14 protein-coding genes and 1 pseudogene are annotated in these 18282 nt (G+C 66.3%); 8 read left to right on the forward strand and 7 right to left on the reverse strand.

Annotated elements, in window-relative coordinates:
* The first annotated feature begins 125 nt into the window (after positions 1 to 125).
* Positions 126 to 1496 (forward strand): TIGR03808 family TAT-translocated repetitive protein, encoded by a 1371-nt coding sequence (locus BRAGE_RS0123505; protein ID WP_027558739.1) that lies wholly within the window; start codon positions 126 to 128, stop codon positions 1494 to 1496.
* Positions 1497 to 1618: 122 nt separating this feature from the next.
* Here the strand turns inward: BRAGE_RS0123505 and BRAGE_RS0123510 are convergent, their stop codons facing one another.
* From BRAGE_RS0123510 to BRAGE_RS0123525, 4 genes are all read right to left on the reverse strand, one after another.
* The gene (locus BRAGE_RS0123510) at positions 1619 to 2449 is read right to left on the reverse strand and encodes a TIGR03809 family protein (RefSeq protein ID WP_027558738.1); all 831 of its coding nucleotides are present in this window, start codon (positions 2447 to 2449) and stop codon (positions 1619 to 1621) included.
* Positions 2450 to 2929: 480 nt separating this feature from the next.
* On the reverse strand, positions 2930 to 4636 hold the full coding sequence (locus tag BRAGE_RS0123515) for a S8 family serine peptidase (RefSeq protein ID WP_027558737.1): 1707 nt from the start codon (positions 4634 to 4636) through the stop codon (positions 2930 to 2932).
* 16 nt (positions 4637 to 4652) lie between these two features.
* Entirely contained in the window at positions 4653 to 5342 is a 690-nt protein-coding gene (locus BRAGE_RS0123520) for a hypothetical protein (RefSeq protein WP_027558736.1), read from the reverse strand.
* Positions 5339 to 5908, reverse strand: a complete 570-nt coding sequence (locus tag BRAGE_RS0123525) for a sigma-70 family RNA polymerase sigma factor (protein WP_027558735.1) — start codon at positions 5906 to 5908, stop codon at positions 5339 to 5341. Before BRAGE_RS0123525 ends, BRAGE_RS0123520 begins: the two co-directional genes overlap by 4 nt.
* A 438-nt stretch (positions 5909 to 6346) precedes the next feature.
* Here BRAGE_RS0123525 and BRAGE_RS0123530 point away from each other — a divergent pair, with 438 nt between their 5' ends.
* The gene (locus tag BRAGE_RS0123530) at positions 6347 to 7504 is read left to right on the forward strand and encodes a GGDEF domain-containing protein (RefSeq protein WP_027558734.1); all 1158 of its coding nucleotides are present in this window, start codon (positions 6347 to 6349) and stop codon (positions 7502 to 7504) included.
* A gap of 63 nt (positions 7505 to 7567) precedes the next feature.
* Entirely contained in the window at positions 7568 to 8668 is a 1101-nt protein-coding gene (locus tag BRAGE_RS0123535) for a DUF2336 domain-containing protein (RefSeq protein WP_027558733.1), read from the forward strand.
* A gap of 112 nt (positions 8669 to 8780) precedes the next feature.
* On the opposite strand, the gene BRAGE_RS0123540 is transcribed toward BRAGE_RS0123535, so the two are convergent.
* The gene (locus BRAGE_RS0123540; RefSeq protein ID WP_027558732.1) at positions 8781 to 9419 is read right to left on the reverse strand and encodes an NrsF family protein; all 639 of its coding nucleotides are present in this window, start codon (positions 9417 to 9419) and stop codon (positions 8781 to 8783) included.
* A 2-nt stretch (positions 9420 to 9421) separates the two neighbouring features.
* Positions 9422 to 9935, reverse strand: a pseudogene (locus BRAGE_RS49145) (sigma-70 family RNA polymerase sigma factor).
* 321 nt (positions 9936 to 10256) lie between these two features.
* On the opposite strand from BRAGE_RS49145, the gene BRAGE_RS0123550 reads away from it, so the two are divergent.
* From BRAGE_RS0123550 to BRAGE_RS0123570, 5 genes are all read left to right on the forward strand, one after another.
* Positions 10257 to 10904, forward strand: coding sequence for a hypothetical protein (locus BRAGE_RS0123550; protein ID WP_027558731.1), 648 nt, complete (start codon positions 10257 to 10259; stop codon positions 10902 to 10904).
* A 134-nt stretch (positions 10905 to 11038) separates the two neighbouring features.
* Complete coding sequence (locus BRAGE_RS0123555; RefSeq protein ID WP_027558730.1) at positions 11039 to 11818, forward strand: enoyl-CoA hydratase; 780 nt, start codon at positions 11039 to 11041, stop codon at positions 11816 to 11818.
* A gap of 190 nt (positions 11819 to 12008) precedes the next feature.
* Positions 12009 to 13439 carry a TolC family outer membrane protein gene (locus tag BRAGE_RS0123560; RefSeq protein ID WP_027558729.1) on the forward strand — a complete coding sequence of 477 codons (1431 nt, stop codon included), beginning with the start codon at positions 12009 to 12011 and terminating at the stop codon, positions 13437 to 13439.
* Positions 13440 to 13461: 22 nt separating this feature from the next.
* Positions 13462 to 14019: a hypothetical protein gene (locus BRAGE_RS0123565; RefSeq protein WP_027558728.1), complete on the forward strand. Its 558-nt coding sequence runs from the start codon at positions 13462 to 13464 to the stop codon at positions 14017 to 14019.
* Positions 14020 to 14069: 50 nt separating this feature from the next.
* Positions 14070 to 15032 (forward strand): amidohydrolase family protein, encoded by a 963-nt coding sequence (locus BRAGE_RS0123570; protein WP_027558727.1) that lies wholly within the window; start codon positions 14070 to 14072, stop codon positions 15030 to 15032.
* Positions 15033 to 15148: 116 nt separating this feature from the next.
* Here BRAGE_RS0123570 and BRAGE_RS0123575 read toward each other — a convergent pair whose 3' ends face one another.
* The gene (locus tag BRAGE_RS0123575) at positions 15149 to 18265 is read right to left on the reverse strand and encodes an efflux RND transporter permease subunit (protein WP_027558726.1); all 3117 of its coding nucleotides are present in this window, start codon (positions 18263 to 18265) and stop codon (positions 15149 to 15151) included.
* Positions 18266 to 18282: the final 17 nt, after the last annotated feature.

An 18282-nucleotide genomic window follows, 5' to 3' on the forward strand; every position in this document is an offset into this window, starting at 1 on the left:
TTTGCCCACCCTACGGCACCTCATCTTGCGTAAACATTTAACCCTACCGCGAACAATCCCCACGGTTCGCGCCGCCCTGCGCTACCTAACCGCTGCGGACCCCCGCGTCCGCCGGAGGACGCGTCATGGACCTCAATCGCCGCCATCTCATCGGAGCTTCCACCGCCGGCATCGCCGGTGCGCTCGCCATGCCGGCCGACGCCGCGCGCGCGGCGCCGCTGACCTCCCTGCTCGGCCGCGATGCTACGCAATACGGCGTGCGGCCTGGCAGCAGCGAGGATCAGACGCGCGCGCTCCAGCGCGCCATCGATGAGGCCGCGCGGGCGCAGATGCCGCTGGCGCTGCCGCCGGGCGTCTATCGCACCGGGCTGCTGCGCTTGCCGAACGGCGCGCAACTGATCGGAGTGCGCGGCGCGACCAAGCTCGTCTTCACCGGCGGCGCATCGGCGATCCAGAGCGGCGGCTCCGATTCCATCGGGCTCACCGGCATCACCTTCGACGGCGGCAGCATTCCGCTGCCGACGCGACGCGGGCTGATCCACGTCCTTGGCGCGCGCGACGTCCGTATCACCGATTGCGAGATCACCGCCTCAGGAGGCAGCGGCATCTGGCTCGAGCAGGTCTCCGGCGACATCTCCGGCAACATCTTCACCAGCATCGCCGTGACCGCGGTGGTCTCGTTCGACGCGCGGGGCCTCAGCGTCTCCCGCAACACGATCCTCGGCACCAATGACAACGGCATCGAGATCCTGCGCACCGCGATCGGCGATGACGGCACGCTGGTCGCTGATAACCGCATCGAAGACATCAAGGCCGGGCCCGGCGGCTCCGGCCAGTACGGCAACGCCATCAACGCCTTCCGCGCCGGCAATGTGATCGTGCGCGGCAACCGCATCAAGAACTGCGACTACTCGGCGGTGCGCGGCAATTCGGCTTCCAACATCCACATAACCGGCAACAGCGTCAGCGACGTGCGCGAGGTCGCGCTCTATTCCGAGTTCGCGTTCGAGGCGGCCGTGATCGCCAACAATACCGTGGATGGCGCGGCCGTCGGCGTCTCTGTCTGCAATTTCAACGAGGGCGGCCGCATCGCGGTGGTCCAGGGCAACATCATTCGCAACCTGATCCCGAAGCGGCCGATCGGCACCGCGCCGGATGACGACGCCGGCGTCGGCATCTACATCGAGGCGGATTCATCGGTGACCGGCAACGTGATCGAGAACGCGCCGTCCTACGGCATCGTCGCCGGCTGGGGCAAATATCTGCGCGACGTCGCGATATCAGGCAATGTGATCCGCAGGGCGCTGGCCGGCGTCGGCGTCTCCGTGGTGCCGGGCGCCGGCACCGCGCTCGTCAACAACAACATGATCTCGGAAACCCCGCGCGGCGCCGTGGTCGGCCTCGACCATGCCCGCGCGGTGACGTCGGACCTGTCAGCCGACGGCGCGCAGCGGTTCGCGCAGGTGGTGATCGGCGGGAACGCTGTGAGGCGGTAGGCGCGCGGTTGGCAGACGGGCCGTTCATCCTTCGAGGCTCCCCACGTGGCGCCTTGCGCCACGTGTCTCGCACCTCAGGATGACGGAGTTGGGGGACGCGGCGGTTCTCTTGAACCTTTGCGCTAGAACGCGTTCCGCAGCAGCGGGTATTTCGCTTGCAGGCCGTCGAGGCTGAAGGTGAACTCGACGACGCGCTCGGGGGCTGCGACGATTTCGGCGGCGGGCGGGGCGAACTGCGGCAGGAGCGCGGCCATTGCGGCAGGCTGGGCCAGCGGCGCCTTCACGGCAGGGGCAGCACGCGGCGGCAGGGCCGCGAGCGCCGCGACCGGCGGCTTCACAGGGGGGGCGATGAACGGCGCCAAAGCGGCGGGCGTGGCCACCGGTGACTTCACGGCAGGTGCGGAGAGCGGCGCCCTCGCAGCGGGTGCCTTGAGCGGCGGCACCTCGGCAGGCGCGGTGAATGATGCGAACTTGGCAGCCGCCACGCGCGGCGAGACAGGAGCCTGCGGTACGAGCGGGGCTTCGGTGACTTCGGGGAGAACGTCCGGCTTGGGCGCGAGCCTGACCGGCGCGGCGGTCTCAGGCGCGATGTGGACGGCCTTGGGCTGCAGCGGCTTGTGCTGCAAAGGCTTGGGCTGCAAAGGCTTGGGCTGCATGGTCTGCGCCGCTTGCTCGCGCGGAAACACGCGGGGCATGGTCGCCGGCGACCAGCCGAAGGCGGGCGAGACGCTCGCAGCCGCCGCGGCAACGTCACCACCGGTTGCGAGCGCGCGCCAGGTCTGGACGGCGAGTTTGGCTTCCTGGATGTTTTCGAGGAATGCGATCTCGGAGTGGTAGCGACGCCAGCGTCCGGTCTCGAACATTTCGGAGAGGTGCTCCAGCCGCTGCTCGGCGAGAGTGCACCAGCGTGCCGCGATCTCGCGGCCGGCGGCCGCGCTTTGGCGATGTGTCATGAACCAGCCCGTCATGAGAAAAATACGGACGCGACGCAACGCACACGAATCAATTTAGACGCGACATGAATATTTTGTGGAAAAGTTTTGACTTGTCCAGCAACGACACGCCGTTCGTCATGAAAGTCCGTAGTCGTGCGGAGAATTGCTGTGATTTCGAGTCAAGCTTCGCACAAGCATGACGGCGTTGCGGCGTGCCGGTCGGCCGACGAGATGAACGCACGCGCCGTCCTTCAACCGCAAGCTGAATGGATCCGACGCCTCAAAGAAACAGACCCCCAAAAAGAAAAGACCCGTCCGGGGGGACAACCGGACGGGTCGAGCCATATGGGCGCTTGGGGTGGATGGGCGCTCGCGCCTGATATGACTGATGGGGAGGGATGACCGCTCCCACATATTTTGGTCGTGGCAGCTGGCTGAACGTTCAATCCGGTGTTCGATTTTTTAACCTTTGGCGGGCGCGCAATGTTGTCGCAGCCACTATCGCGTCGCCGGCCTATCCGCCTGAGAAACCGTGGCTTTATCGGCCGCGCTCGACAGCGAGGGCTGCTCGATCGCGCGAATGCCCGGCTCATCGCGACGTGGCTGCGCATCTTCACGTTTTGTTGTACCGGACGCCGCCGCAACCGGCGTCGCGTTGTCGGCGGGAACAGCGGTAACCGCGGCAAACGCATCGGCCTCGCCGTCGCCGAACAGATCATCACGTCCGGGTGAACCAAGGTCACGCGCGGTCTTCGCAAGCGTCATGCGCAGCGCTTCCGGCTTCAGCGTGTAGTTGCGTTCGAGCAGCAGCGCCGCGACGCCGGAGACATAGGCCGCCGAGAACGAGGTGCCCGACGTCATCTGGTATTTGCCGTCGGGCGCCGGCAGGAAGATGTCGACGCCGGGCGCCGCCAGCGCGATGTAATTGCCGCGGTTGGACGCGGAGAACAGCTTGTCCTGCTGGTCGGTGGCGCTGACCGCGATCACGTTGGGATTGGCGGCGGGATAGAGCGGCGGTGATTTCGCGCCGGCATTGCCGGCGGCCGCGATCAGCACGAGGCCGCGCGCGGCGGTCGCGGCAATGGCGCGCTCGATCACCGCGTCCTTCGGGCCGGCAAAGCTCATATTGACGATCTGCGCGCCGTGCTCGGCGGCGTAGTTCAGCGAGCGCAGGATGATGTAGGACGAGCTCTCCGCACCGCCGCCGGTGCCGCCGAAGGCGCGGATCGCGATGATGCGCGCCTCGGGCGCGCTGCCCATCAGCTTGGCGTGCGCCACGATGGCGCCGGCAATGCCGGTGCCGTGGATGTGCGGGCCCTCGGCGCTGCCGAGCGCATCGAAATTGTCGGCGATGGAATTGGCGAGCTCGGGATGCCTTGCGTCGATGCCGGAATCGATCACGGCAATGGTCACGTTGGCGCCATGCACCAGCGTATGCGCCTGCGGCAGGCGGAGCTTTGCCAGGGCATATTGCGCAGGATCGCCTTCGGTCGGCGTCGCCGGCTTCTGGTCCTGAAGCACGTAGCGGAAGTTCGGCTGCACCGAGCGCACGCTGCCGTCCGCGGCGAACTCGCGCCGCACCGTCTCGAACGGGCGGCCATCGGTGATGCGGAACAGGCCGAACGTCGCGCCGATCAGCGGGAAGTTTTCGGAGGAAACGCGCGCAAGGCCATGGCGGCGCGCCAGCTCGTCGGCTTCGGTCGGCGTCAGCGCACCGTCGATCTCGGCGACGAATTCGCCTGCGAAGCTGCGCAGGTTCGCAGCCACCGGCGTATTGTTGCCGCGCCCCTTGGCGGCGGTCTTCTTGCCCGACTTGCCAGTCCCCTCGCCGCCCGCGTTCGGCTGCCCCAGGCACTCGCCGTCGGCGTCGCGATAGGGTGCGGAGCAGGCGGGATAGAGGTTCGGGGAGTAGCGGGCATAGGGCATCACCGGGGTCGGCCCTATCCGCGCCGAGAGCCGCGGCGTCGCAATCGCACGCGGACTGCGGTCGACCGCGACCACGCGCGCAGCGACGCCCGGGTTCACGCGTGCGGCGACGTTTGGAGAGATGGTCGGCGTGCGCGAGGGCACGCTGATCGTCGGCGTGCGCATGATCGCCTGCGCCTCTGCGACCTCGACGCCGAGACAGGCGGCGAGCAGCAGCGCGGCACCGGCCGATGAAGCGTAAGCCCCGGCGCGCATCCTACTCTTGGACTTGCCTGTCATCGGTCAAGAGGCGCGCTTAAGGCGCCGCCACGGCGAGATTGACGAACTTCTCGCGCGACATCCTGGCGAGCAGCGCGGCGAGCTCGTCCTGGCTCATCGCCTTGTCGAATTGGAGGCGGAACATGCCGCCCTTGGCATCACCGATGATCGAGGCCTGGTAGCTGTCGAGCAGCGCGGTGATGTCGGCGACGCGCGCCTCGGGCGTGAAGCGCACCAGCGCCCGCGCCGGTGCAGCTCCGAGCTCGCGCGTGATCGGCGCGCCGATCGAGAGCGACGCGGTCTGGTAGGTCGCGGTCTGGGTCTTCATCAGCACGGCACCGATGATGCCGGCCTGCAGCAGCAGCGCGATGGCGCCGAGGCTCGCCGACCAGGCCAGCGTGCGCGGCGACAGGCTCGCAAAGAAGGTCGAGATGCGCGTGGAGAGCGGCAACGGCGTGGCTGCCCGCGCCGGCTCGGCGTCGATCGCGGCAAACAGCTTCTGCATCGCGCGCGCCGACGGAGCCCCCAGGCTCTCGTTCAGATGGATGGTCTCTTCATACTCGCCGCGGATCGCGGCATACTGCTTGGCCAGTTCGGGATCGCGCGCCAGCGCTTCCTCGACGCGGCGGGCGTCGCGCGCGTTCAGCGTGCCGGCGGCGTGCCAGGGCAGCAGCAGTTCAATCTCACTGGGCTCTTGCTCCAGCATCTTCTTGCTCAATGCCATCATGGCCAGCCTCGCTCAACGCCGGCTGCCTTCAGCAGTTCGGCCAGTTTCTTGCGCGCGTAGAACAGGCGCGTCTTCACAGTGTTCTCCGGAATGCCGACGATTTCGGCCACCTCTTCCACGGACTTCTCGTGGTAGTAGACAAGATCGACGATTTCCCGGTGTTCCGGCGAGAGGCCCGTCAGACACTCCCGCAACGCTTCACTGGTATCCTTCTTCTGCACCACCGTTTCCGGATCATCGGACGAATCCTCGATCGCGTTCGCGGCGTCTTCGTCCAACTCAAAATCCTTCCTGCGCCGGAGCGCCGAAAGGGCCTTGAATCGGGTGATTGCCAGCAGCCAGGTTGAAACGGCGGATCGGCCCTCGAACTTGCCGGCTTGACGCCAGACGTCGAGAAAAACCTCGCTGATGAGGTCTTCTGCCGCCTGCTCGTCCCGCACGAGCCTCAGCCCGAACCTGTAGACCCTGACATGGTGCCGCCCGTACAGCACCTGCATGGCGAGCCGGTCACCTTGGGCGATCCTGGCGATCAGGACCTCGTCCGAAGCCGCCTGTGTCACGCTCAAAGCCCGTCTCGCAAAGTTGGTCGGGTCGATACGGCGGACGGTTCGACGGGAGAAGCGAAATTCTTCAGCGTACCGCAGTCGTACGGGGGCCTGTGTGATTTACCCCACATACGTGCATTTTTCTCGTCCCACCTGCGGCGGTTGGCCGTCTCGATCGATGTAGGTAACATATTACTGAAACACTTTCCTGCGGGGTGTCTGCCCGGCACGGGCGGGCCGACCAATTCCGGTTCCATAGCAGTCCTGCACGACGTATGTCTCACGAACCCCCGCCTTGGCTCGACCGCATCGCAAACGATGCCTAATCGCCGGCAAATTCTCCTGCCGGCTAACACCATGCTGTTCTGCGCTGCACGGTTCGGATTCGGTTTCAAAGGATACCAAACCTAAAGGCTTGCCACGTAGATTTTTGGGCTGAACTCCACCACTGGCGGGACCATGAGCACGGCCGCGACGTCCTTTCCGGAGAGGAATGCCGCTGAGGCCGCGGATCTCGTCCTCGCGCCTGAGGCGGCCGCGCCCGTGGTGCTGGCGCGCAGGGCCCGGCAGCGACGCCAGATGTATATCGGCCAAGTCGTGAGCTACTCGCTCGGCGCCTCGGTTCTGCTGCTCTACGCCTATGACGGCGCGACCTCGGTCGACGTTGCCTCGCTGTTCTGGTTCGGCGGCCTCCTGATCATCGGCTCGTTCGCCGTGCTGTCGGAGGCAGGCGTCGGTGACAGGTTCACCGACCACTATCTCACCGTGTTCCAGATCTCGGCGCACATGGCGCTGCAATTCGTGTTCCTGGTGTCGGTGCCGACCATCGGCGTCGCCTTCATCAGCGTGCTGTTCCTGATCTTCGCCTTCGGCACGCTGCGCATGACCTCGGCCCAGGCGATGCTGACCTGGGCGATCGCGACCAGCGGCCTTGCCGCCGTTTTCCTCGCCTCCGACCTGCCGATCGGCATGCCGGTTGCGACACGGCTGCAGCGCACTGCCTCGATGCTCTGCTTCGTGCTGGTGATCGGCCAGTGCGCCTTCCTCGGCCTGTTCGGCGCCACGCTGCGCAAGATCCTGTATCGGCGCAGCATCGAGCTGAAGGATGCGTATCGCCGCATCGAGGAGCTCGCCGAGCTCGACGAGCTCACCGGCTCCTACAACCGCCGCTGCATCATGCGGCTGCTCGACGCCGAGATCGAAAAGTCGCGGCAGACGTCCGCGCCTTGCGCGATCGCGCTGATCGATCTCGACTGGTTCAAGCGCATCAACGACGCCCACGGCCATCCCGTCGGCGACGAGGTGCTGCGCACCTTCGCCATCACCATTTTCGCCAACATCCGCCCGGCCGACAGTTTTGGCCGCTACGGCGGCGAGGAATTCTTGCTGCTGCTGCCCGACACCGAAGCCGATGCGGCCGCGCGCATGCTGGAGCGGCTGCGCGGCATCGTCGCCGATCTCGACTGGAGCGCGTTCTCGCCGGGCTTGCGGGTGACGATTTCCGCGGGCGTTGTGACGCTGCGCGACGTTGATACTGCCGACACATTTCTCGCGCGCGCCGACAGCGCGCTCTATTCCGCCAAGGCGCAAGGGCGCAACCGAATTGCAACGAGCTGACCAATCCATTTTCTCCGGGTGCGACAGAAGCCGCCGCCGGACCCAACGCTCCAGGAAAGGGCAATGAGATCCAAACACGCCAAACCATCCGACAACCTGCTGGACGAATTGCAGGCCGCGCTCTCGCACGGCACCGTCGCGCGCCGGGTCGAGACGCTGCGCCGCGTCACCGATCTCTTCGTAGGCAACGCGGTGGACTATTCCGACGAGCATGTCCGCGTGTTCGACGACGTGTTCCAGTGCCTGATCGAGCAGATCGAGACGTCGGCGAGAGCGCTGCTCGCCGAGCGCCTTGCGCCGATCGCGGCGGCACCGCCAAAGATCATCCGCACGCTCGCGCTCGACGAGGTCATCGAGGTCGCCGGCCCCGTGCTGTCGAAATCGGAACGGCTCGACGAGACCACCTTGCTCGAGATCGCGCGCACCAGGGGCCAGGCGCATCTCAAGGCGATCTCGCTCCGTCGCGTGCTGTCGGAAGCGTTGACCGACCTGCTGGTGACGCGCGGCAACGACGACGTGGTGCAGTCGACCGTCAGCAATCCCGGCGCCCAGCTTTCCGAGGGAAGCTTCTCCGACCTCGTCACCCGCGCCGAGCGCGACGACGAGCTCGCCACTTGCATCGGCCTGCGGCCCGATCTGCCGCGCCATCATTATCTGAGGCTGGTCGCGAAAGCCTCCCTGAGCGTGCGCAGGAAACTGGAGGCCGCGCATCCTGGGCTTGCGGACGAAGTCTCGAGCGTGGTCCAGGAAGCGGCCCAGCGGGTCCGTGCGGCCGCCATGACGAGGCAGACGGAGATGGCGCGCGCGCTGGTGAAGTCGCTGCATGCGGACGGCCGCCTCAACGAATTCCAGGTCACCACCTTCGCCGAGCAGGGCAAGTTCGACGAAACCAATGCCGGGCTCGCCGCGCTCGCGGGCGTCGCGGTCGAGACCGCCGAAAACATGATGATCGAGAGCCGCACCGAGGGCGTGATGATCCTCGCCAAGGTCGCGGGCATGTCCTGGTCGAGCGTGCGCGCCATCATCGCCATGCGCGAGAAGCTCTCCGGCGGCTCGCAGACCGACATGCTGATGCTGCGCGACACCTACGAGGCGCTGCGCTCATCGACAGCGCAGCAGGTGCTGCGCTTCCACCGCATGCAGGGCACGACGCCGGCGGTGTGAAGCCGTTGGGACTAAAGCGCGATGAGATTGGGCTCAATCGTCATCGCGCTTCAGCTCCTTGTTTGCGCGTGATCCTTTCGGAAAACCGCTGCGCACTTTTCCGGATCATGCACTAGTACCGCAAGACTTTTGAGCCGATGACGGCGCCGATCGCGGTCACGAGCGCCGTTGCGATCGTGTACCAGGTCGCGACGAACATCGGCGAGTCGTCGGTGCAGTGCGAGGCATAGAGCGTCGCGGCAAGGCCCGCCGATACCAGGCCGGCGAGCGCACCGGCGAGCGCCGGATGCGACGGCGCGCCGTGGCGCAGGCCGAACAGTGCGCCCGCAAGCAGCGGCAGCGACATCGCGGGGATCGCAACCAGGCACACCCTGGAGTTCTTGCCCATCATGCGCATCGTCATCGGCATTGCCGGCGCCATCATCATCTCGCCGCCGATCGCGACCGCGAGCAGCCCGACGGGAAGCAGCAGCAGCCAGCCCCAGCCGCGCATCAAGGCCTCGGGCCGCGACAGATGCAGGCTGACGATGATCGCGGGGATCGCGAGCGACAGCGTGACCGCGAACTTCATGTCGAAGAACGGATTGTGCATGGCCGTCATGACGTCGGGCCGCACGCCGAGGAACGTCGCGAAGATCAGGATCGACAACGGCGCGGCCACCAGCAGCGCCATGGTCAGCACGGCGCCGACGCGCGGCGCGCGATGGGCATTGTCGGCCGCGAGCGTGCGAATGAGTTGATCGGTATCCATGACTAATGGTCTCGCAGTTTGGCAGTCAGCGCCGCAAGTCCGCGATGCAGCGCGACCCGCACCGCACCTTCGCTCATCGAAAATTTCGCCGCCGTGTCCTTGATCGAGGCGGCCTCGACCGCGATCGACTGCAATACGTCGCGCTGACGCTGCGGCAGCGTGCCAAGCTGCGCTGCGACCTCGCCCGCCGACGCCGTTTCCTGCGGCGCCTCGCCCGGCAAGGTCTCGGCGAAATCGTCGATGTTGACGAAGACGCGCTTGCCGCGCCGGCGCAGCGTGTCGATCAGCTTGTTGCGGCCGATCGCGAACAGCCAGGGCGCGAAGGGGGCTTCGCTGTCCCAGGTGTGCCGCTTCAGATGCACCGCCAACAGAATCTCCTGCACGATATCCTCGGCCTGGTCGGGGGGCTGCCCGGCCCGCGCCAGGCCCCCGCCTCGCGGCGGCGCGCAGCACCGGCGTGACCGCCTTCAACAGGCGATGATACGCCGCATCATCGCCAGCCATGGCCGACCGCATCAGGTCGGTCCATTCGTCCTCACGTCCGCGCACGCGCGCCCTCACCATGCAATTCGGCCGCTCTTTCAATTTGTTACGCGGGCGTCAGCTAGATCACGAATTCGTGATATGTGCCGGGCTGCGTTGCCGAAAGGGCCGAAAAAGTCTGCGACGGCTCATAACACCGATCGGCCCGTCCCGCATCCAGCGGCCGGCCGCGAGGAACCGGATTGCCCCGTTTTCGCCCGGTGTAGCCCGAAGATTCCCATTTTCCGCCCCGCTGTGGTCACGCCCCGGCGTCTCTGTTCGGTCCGGGATGGGTGGATTGGGGAGATCGTCAACATGATGAAAACCAGCGGGCGCGCTGCCCTGATTCTTCTGGCCGGGCTTTTCCTGCTGTTCGGAGGCGTTGCGCAGGCAGCACCGAGCGCGGCCGCGGACAGCAAATCGGACAGCGCCGGCAAACAGGCCGACGCGGACAAGCCAAGCAAGCACCGCCGCCACTCTTCTCGCCGCAGCAGCAGCAAGACGGCGGAGAAGTCCTCCGACGACAAGGCCGCTGCGACGAAGACCGACGAGGTCAAGGCCAGCAGGGACGCGCCTGCATCCAGCCAGATGCCGCCGGAAGTCGCCAACGCCCGTGCGCAGCTTGCCGCCGCCGACACGCCGACGGCAGCCGCAGCCACCGCGATGACGGGCCGCGCCAACGACAACGTCCAGGCCGCGGCCGACACTCCGGCCGGCTCGGACGCCGAGAGCCAGGTCGTCGCACCCGACCAGCTCAACGATCTCGACCGCGCCCTGCCGCAGGACAACCCGCCGGCGCAGAAGGCGGTGATCGCCGCAACCGACGCGCAGCCGCGGCCGGCGCCGGTAATGGCGAGCCAGCAGAGCTCGGCCTGGGACCAGAGCTCCCTGATCGGCAAGATCTTCATCGGCGTCGGCACGCTGCTGACACTGGCCTCCGCCGCGCGCATGTTCATGGCTTAAGAAGAACCTCCACGCCCGGGACGCGCATCTTGCGGCGTGTTCCGGGCGACCTTTGTTCCGGCGGCCTTTGGGCCCCTTGAAGGCATCCGCGCCAGCGGGCACATTGCCCGCCCAATCAAACGCGTGGGTGGAGCATGAGCACGTTCGAACACATCATCGTCGAAAGCCAGGGTGCGGTCGGTATCATCAAGCTGAACCGGCCGAAAATGCTCAACGCGCTCTCCTTCGGCGTCTTCCGCGAGATTGCCGCGGCCGTCGACGATCTCGAGGCCGATGACGCCATCGGCTGCATCGTCGTGACCGGCAGCGAAAAGGCCTTTGCCGCCGGCGCCGACATCAAGGAGATGCAGCCGAAGGGCTTCATCGACATGTTCTCGGAAGATTTCGCCGCGATCGGCGGCGACCGCGTCGCGCGCTGCCGCAAGCCGACCATCGCCGCCGTCGCAGGCTATGCACTCGGCGGCGGCTGCGAGCTCGCCATGATGTGCGACATCATCATCGCCGCCGACACCGCCAAATTCGGTCAGCCCGAAATCACGCTCGGCACCATTCCCGGCATCGGCGGCACCCAGCGCCTGACCCGCGCCATCGGCAAGTCCAAGGCGATGGATCTCTGCCTCACCGGCCGCATGATGGATGCGGCGGAAGCCGAGCGCTCAGGCCTCGTCAGCCGTATCGTGCCAGCCGACAAGCTGATGGACGAAGTCATGGCCGCCGCCGAGAAGATCGCCGCGATGTCGCGGCCTGCCGCCGCGATGGCCAAGGAAGCGGTGAACCGCGCCCTCGAGACCACGCTCGCCGAAGGCATGAGCGTCGAGCGCAACCTGTTCCACGCGACCTTCGCGCTGGAGGACCGCGCCGAGGGCATGGCCGCGTTCATCGAGAAGCGCAAGCCGGTGAACAAGAACCGGTAGGCGCAAGCCGACGGTCAGGCTGGTGTAAGGCTCTGATGCTGATCCGCAAAAATGCTGTGACTCGCCGGCAACAAGCACGGAATAGATGGGGGTTTTCCCCGCGGCAGTTTGCCTGCGGGACCTCGGCTGGTTAAACAGTTAAGAGGGCCGCCGTCGGCGGGGGGCGGACAGCCGGGGTTTGCGGGATTTCATGATTGGGCGTGCCGCTAGAGCTGGTCGCGTGATGACGCAGCATCGATCGGGCGTGGGGCCTGTGCTTGCGACATGGACCGCGCTGGCGCTCTGTTGCGCCCTGCCCGCTGCTGCGTCGGCGGAAGCCCTGCCGGAGGCATTGGCGAAAGCCTACCAGACCAACCCGCAGCTCAATGCCGAGCGCGCGCGCCAGCGCGCGACCGACGAGAACGTGCCGCAGGCGCTGGCCGGCTACCGGCCGCAAATCGTGGCGAGCCTCAGCGCCGGCCTGCAATCGGTGCGCAACCTTTTGCCCGACAACACCATCCAGACCGCGAACCTGAAGCCGTGGGTGATTGGCGTCACCGTGACGCAGACCCTGTTCAACGGCTTCCGCACGGCCAACAACGTGCGCGCCGCCGAGCTCCAGGTGCAGTCGGGCCGCGAGGCGCTGCGCAATGTCGGCCAGGGCGTGCTGCTCGACGCGGTCACCGCCTACACCAACGTGCTCGCCAACCAGTCGCTGGTCGAGGCGCAGCGCTCCAACGTCGCCTTCCTGCGCGAGACGCTCGCGGTCACCCAGCGCCGCCTCAACGCCGGCGACGTCACGCCGACGGATACCGCGCAGGCCGAAGCCCGTCTCAACCGCGGCCTTGCCGATCTCAACGCCGCCGAAGTCGCGCTCGCGGTCAGCCAGGCAACCTATGCGCAGGTGATCGGCAATCCCCCGTCGCAGCTTCGAGCCGCCGAGGTCGTCGACCGTTATCTGCCGAAGAGCCGCGAGGACGCCATGACGATGGCGATTCGTCAGCATCCGGCGGTGATGGCCGCAGGCTTCGACGTCGATGTCGCCTCGACCAATATCCGCGTCGCCGAGGGCGCGCTGCTGCCGAGCGCCAGCGTCCAGGGCAGCGCCAGCAAAAGCCGCAACAACGACCCGACGCTCGGCACCTTCGCCGAGGACCAGGCCTCGATCGTCGCCAGCGTCACCGCGCCGATCTATGACGGCGGCCAGGCCGCCTCGCAGACCCGGCAGGCCAAGGAGGTCTCGGCGCAGAGCCGGCTCGTGCTCGACCAAGTCCGCAACCAGGCGCGCACCGCCGCCGTCAGCGCATGGGTCGCGAACGAAGGCGCCAAGATCGCGGTCTCGGCCTCGGAGTCCGAGGTGAAGGCGGCAACCGTCGCGCTCCAGGGCGTGCAGCGCGAAGCCGCCGGCGGACAGCGCACGACGGTCGACGTCTTGAACTCGCAGGCCGACCTGATCCAGGCCAAGGCCCGCCTGATCGGCGCGCTGCGCGACCGCGTGATCGCCTCCTACACCCTGCTCAGCGCCGTCGGCCATCTCGACGTCAAGACCTTGAGCCTGAACACGCCGGATTATTTGCCGGAGGTGCACTACCAGCAGGTCCGCGACGCCTGGCACGGCCTGCGCACGCCGTCGGGGCAGTAATCTCAATCTTCTCGCGGGTGCCATGAACAGCCGCCGCATCCATCTGATGGGAGCTTCGGGGTCCGGCGTGACGACGCTCGGTCGCGCTCTTGCGGGCCGGCTTGCGCTGCCGCATCACGACAGCGACGACTATTTCTGGCTGCCGACCGTGCCGCCTTATCAGACGACGCGCCCGGTCGCCGAGCGCCTGCGCCTGATGCGCGAGATGTTCCTGCCGCGTCTCGATTGGGTGCTGAGCGGATCGATCACCGGCTGGGCCGAGGAGCTCGTCTCGTACTTCGACCTCGTCGTCTTCGTGACCACGCCGCGCGAGATCCGGCTGAAGCGATTGCGCGCCCGCGAGGCCGCTCATTTCGGCACTGATGCCGTCGCGCCGGGCGGCTGGCGCCATGCCGAGACCGAAGACTTCGTCGAATGGGCCTCGCACTACGAAGCCGGTGATCGCGAAGGCCGCAATCTTGCAAAGCATGAAGCGTGGCTCTCCGGCCTGTCCTGCCCTGTCGTGCGCGTTGACGGCTCACGCCCGCTTGCGGACCTCGTCGAGCAGCTATGCAGCGAAGCGGAGCGGCTGCCGGACTGATGTGATACTGTCTCGCACGGCCTCAAAAAAACAAATCAGGGAGAGAAACCGTGCTCAATCGACGCAGCGTCCTGCTTGCCTCCCTCGCCGCCGGAGTAGCCATGACCAACAGAGCCCACGCCCGGGCCGCGCAGCCCGCGACGCCGGTCAATTTCGACGTTCCGCCGCACGCCTGCGACTGCCACACCCACATCCACGGCGATGTCGAAAAGTTTCCGTTCTTCGCCGGGCGCGTCTACACGCCCGAGCCGGCTTCGCCGGAGGAGATGGCCGCACTGCACAAGGCGCTACATATGGAGCGCGTGGTGATCGTCACGCCCAGCGTCTACGGCACCGATAATTCGTCGAGCCTGTTCGGCATGAAGGCGCGCGGCGCGAATGCGCGTGGCGTCGCCGTGATCGACGACAAGACGCCGGAGAGCGCGCTCGACACGATGCATCAGGACGGCTTCCGCGGCGTCCGCCTCAATCTGGCGACCGGCGGCGTCAATGACCCCAATGTCGGCCGGCCCCGCTTCACCGCCGCAGTCGAGCGCATGAAAGCGCGCGGCTGGCACGTGCAGCTTTACACCACGCTTGCCATGATCTCGGCGATCAAGGACCTCGTCGAGACCGCGCCGGTGCCGGTCGTGTTCGACCATTTCGGCGGCCTCGAAGCCGAGCGGGGCCTGGAGCAGCCCGGCTTCTCCGATCTCGTCGCGCTGGTGAAGTCCGGCAAGGCCTATGTCAAGATCTCCGGCGCCTACCGCTCGTCGAAGCTCGCGCCCGATTATCAGGACATGGCGCCGTACGCGCAGGCGCTGATCGCGGCCAACCCCGATCGCATCGTCTGGGGCACCGACTGGCCGCATCCGGATTCGAGCCGCGTCGAGGGACGCAAGGCCACCGACATCGCGCCGCTCTACCAGATCGACGACGGTCGGCTGCTCAACCAGCTTCCGGTGTGGGCGCCGGATGCGGGCGTGCGCAAGAAAATCCTGGTCGACAATCCGGCGCGGCTTTACGGGTTCTAGAGCATGATCCGGAAAAGTGCGCAGCGGTTTTCCGAAAAGATCATGCTCAAACAATAATCTAAAGCGCGATGACGATTCATCGCAATCTCATCGCGCTTTAGTTTGCCGGCCTGATATCAGCGCGCGCGGCGCGAGAAGAAAGAGATCAAGACCGGCAAGGTCACGAGGATCACGACCGGCGCCAGCATCATGCCGGTGACGACCACGACGGCGAGCGGCTTCTGCACCTGCGAGCCGATGCCCTCCGACAGCGCCGCTGGCAACAGGCCGACGCCGGCGACGACGCAGGTCATCAGCACGGGCCGCAGCTGCAATTCGCCGGTGCGCACCACCGCGCTCATGCGGTCCATGCCCTCTTCGATCAACTGATTGAACTGCGACAGGATGATGATGCCGTCCATCACGGCGATGCCGAACAGCGCGATGAAACCGATCGCTGCGGAGACGCTGAACGCCGTGCCGGTGATCAAGAGACCCAGCACGCCGCCGAAGATCGCCATCGGGATCACGCTCATCGCCAGCAGCGTGTCGGCCATCGAGCCGAAATTGAACCAGAGCAGCACGCCGATCAGCGCCAGCGAGATCGGCACCACGATCGACAGCCGGCGGATCGCGTCCTGGAGGTTTCCGAATTCGCCGACCCATTCCATGTGCGAGCCGGGCGGTAATTGCACCTGGTCGGCGATCTTCTGCTGCGCCTCGCGGATCGCGCTGCCGAGGTCGCGCTCGCGCACCGAGAACTTGATCGGCAGATAGCGTTCCTGCTGCTCGCGATAGATGTAGGCCGCACCCGACACCAGGTTGATGGTGGCGACCTCGCTCAAGGGGATCTGGGTGACGGTGCCATTCGGCCCGGGCGCGCCGATCCGCAAGTTCTGGATCGCCTCGGCACTCCGGCGGTATTCCGGCGCAAGGCGCACGATGATCGGGAAGTGGCGGTCGCTGCCGGGCTCATAGAGATCGCCCGCGGTGTCACCGCCGATCGCGACCTTGATGGTGGCATTGATGTCGCCGGGCGCGAGGCCATAGCGGGCGGCCTTGGCACGGTCGATGTCGATCTGGATGGTCGGCTGCCCGAGCGAGGTGAACACCGCAAGGTCGGTGACGCCCTGCACGGTCGACAGCACCTGCTTGATTTTGTTGGCGGTGTCGGTGAGCGCCTGGAGATCGCTGCCGAACAGCTTGATCGAGTTCTCGCCCTTCACGCCGGAGACGGCTTCGGAGACGTTGTCCTGGAGATATTGCGAGAAGTTGAATTCGACGCCGGGGAAGCGGTCGTCGAGCTGCTTGAGCAGCTGCGCGGTCAGCTCTTCCTTGTCGCGCGTGCCGGGCCATTGGCTAGCGGGCTTGAGCGGGGCGAAGAACTCGGCGTTGAAGAAGCCGGCGGCGTCGGTGCCGTCGTCGGGACGGCCATGCTGCGACACCACGGATTCGACCTCGGGCCGGGCGCGGATCACCTTGCGCATCTCGTTGACGTAGGAATTGCCTTCCTGCAGCGAGATGGTCGGCGGCAGCGTGGCGCGGATCCAGAGATTGCCCTCTTCCAGCTTCGGCAGGAATTCGAGACCGAGCAGCCGGGCGAGCGCGACCGTCATCAGCACGAGGCCGACCGCGGCACCGAGGACGATGCTGCGGTTTGCGACCGCCCAATTCAGCACCGGCATGTAGAGCCGGTGCAGGATCTGCATGACCTTCGTCTCGGTTTCCTCGACATGCGCGGGCAGGATGATCGCTGACAGCGCTGGGGTGACCGTGAAGGTCGCAAGCAGGCCGCCGGCGAGCGCATAGGCATAGGTGCGCGCCATCGGCCCGAAGATGTTGCCTTCGACGCCCGACAACGTGAACAGCGGGATGAACGCCGCGATGATGATCGCGGCGGCGAAGAAGATCGAGCGCGAGACGTCGGCGGCGGCGCTGAGGATGGCGTGGCTCTTCATGCCGAACAGCGTCTCGGGCGACATGTGCTCGGTTTCCGACACCGGCGTCGTCTGCGTCAGGCGGCGGAAGATCGCCTCCACCATGATGACGGTGGCATCGACGATCAGGCCGAAATCGATCGCGCCGACCGACAGCAGGTTCGCCGATTCACCGCGCAGCACCAAGATGATCACGGCGAAGAACAGCGCGAACGGAATGGTGGCGCCGACGATCAACGCACTGCGGAGATCGCCGAGGAAGATCCATTGCAGCAGCACGATCAAGAGAATGCCGACCACCATGTTGTGCAGCACGGTGTGGGTGGTGAGCTCGATCAGGTCGCCGCGGTCGTAGATGCGTTCGATGCGCACGCCCGGCGGCAAGATGCTGGAGTTGTTGATGGTTTGAACGAGCTGATGGACGCGCTTGATCGTCGGCGAGCTCTGCTCGCCGCGACGCATCAGCACGATGCCCTGCACGATGTCGTCGGCATCGTCGATGCCGGCGATGCCGAGGCGGGGCTTCTGCCCGACGGTGACGGTGGCGACGTCCTTGACCAGCACCGGATTGCCGTTGGTCTGGGCGATCATGGTGTTGGCGAGATCGTCGATCGAACGTATCAGGCCGACGCCGCGCACCACGGCCGATTGCTGGCCGATATTGACGGTGTTGCCGCCGACATTGACGTTCGCATTGCCGACGGCCTGGAGCACTTGCGGCAGCGTCAGTCCGTTGGCGACCAGCTTGTTGAAATCGACCTGGAGCTCGTAGGTCTTGCTCTTGCCACCCCACCCCGTGACGTCGATGACGCCGGGCACGGCGCGGAAGCGGCGCTGGAGCACCCAGTCCTGGATGGTCTTGAGATCGAGCACGCTGTAGTTCGGCGGGCCGACCAGGCGGTAGCGGAAAATTTCGCCGATCGGGCTGAGCGGCGAGATCTGCGGCTGCACGTTGCCCGGCAGCGGCGCGAGCTGCGCCAGCCGGTTCAGCACCTGCTGCAACGCCTCTTCATAAGTATAGGCGAAGGAGAACTGGATTTTGACGTCGGAGAGACCGTAGAGCGAGATGGTGCGGATGGTCGTGATGTTCTTCAGACCTGCGACCTGGGTCTCGATCGGGATCGTGATGTAGCGCTCGATCTCCTCCGCCGACAGGCCCGGACTTTGGGTCACGATGTCGACCATCGGCGGGGTCGGGTCGGGATAGGCCTCGATGTTGAGCTGGTTGAACGCGATCAGGCCGCCGACCAACACGGCGACGAACATGCCGACCATCAGGAAGCGCCGATTGACGGCAAGGGCGACGAGGCGATCCATTAGGTCTTCAGCTTGTC

It is taken from the genome of Bradyrhizobium genosp. SA-4 str. CB756 (assembly GCF_000473125.1).
In the GTDB taxonomy this organism is placed as follows: Bacteria; Pseudomonadota; Alphaproteobacteria; order Rhizobiales; family Xanthobacteraceae; genus Bradyrhizobium; species Bradyrhizobium arachidis.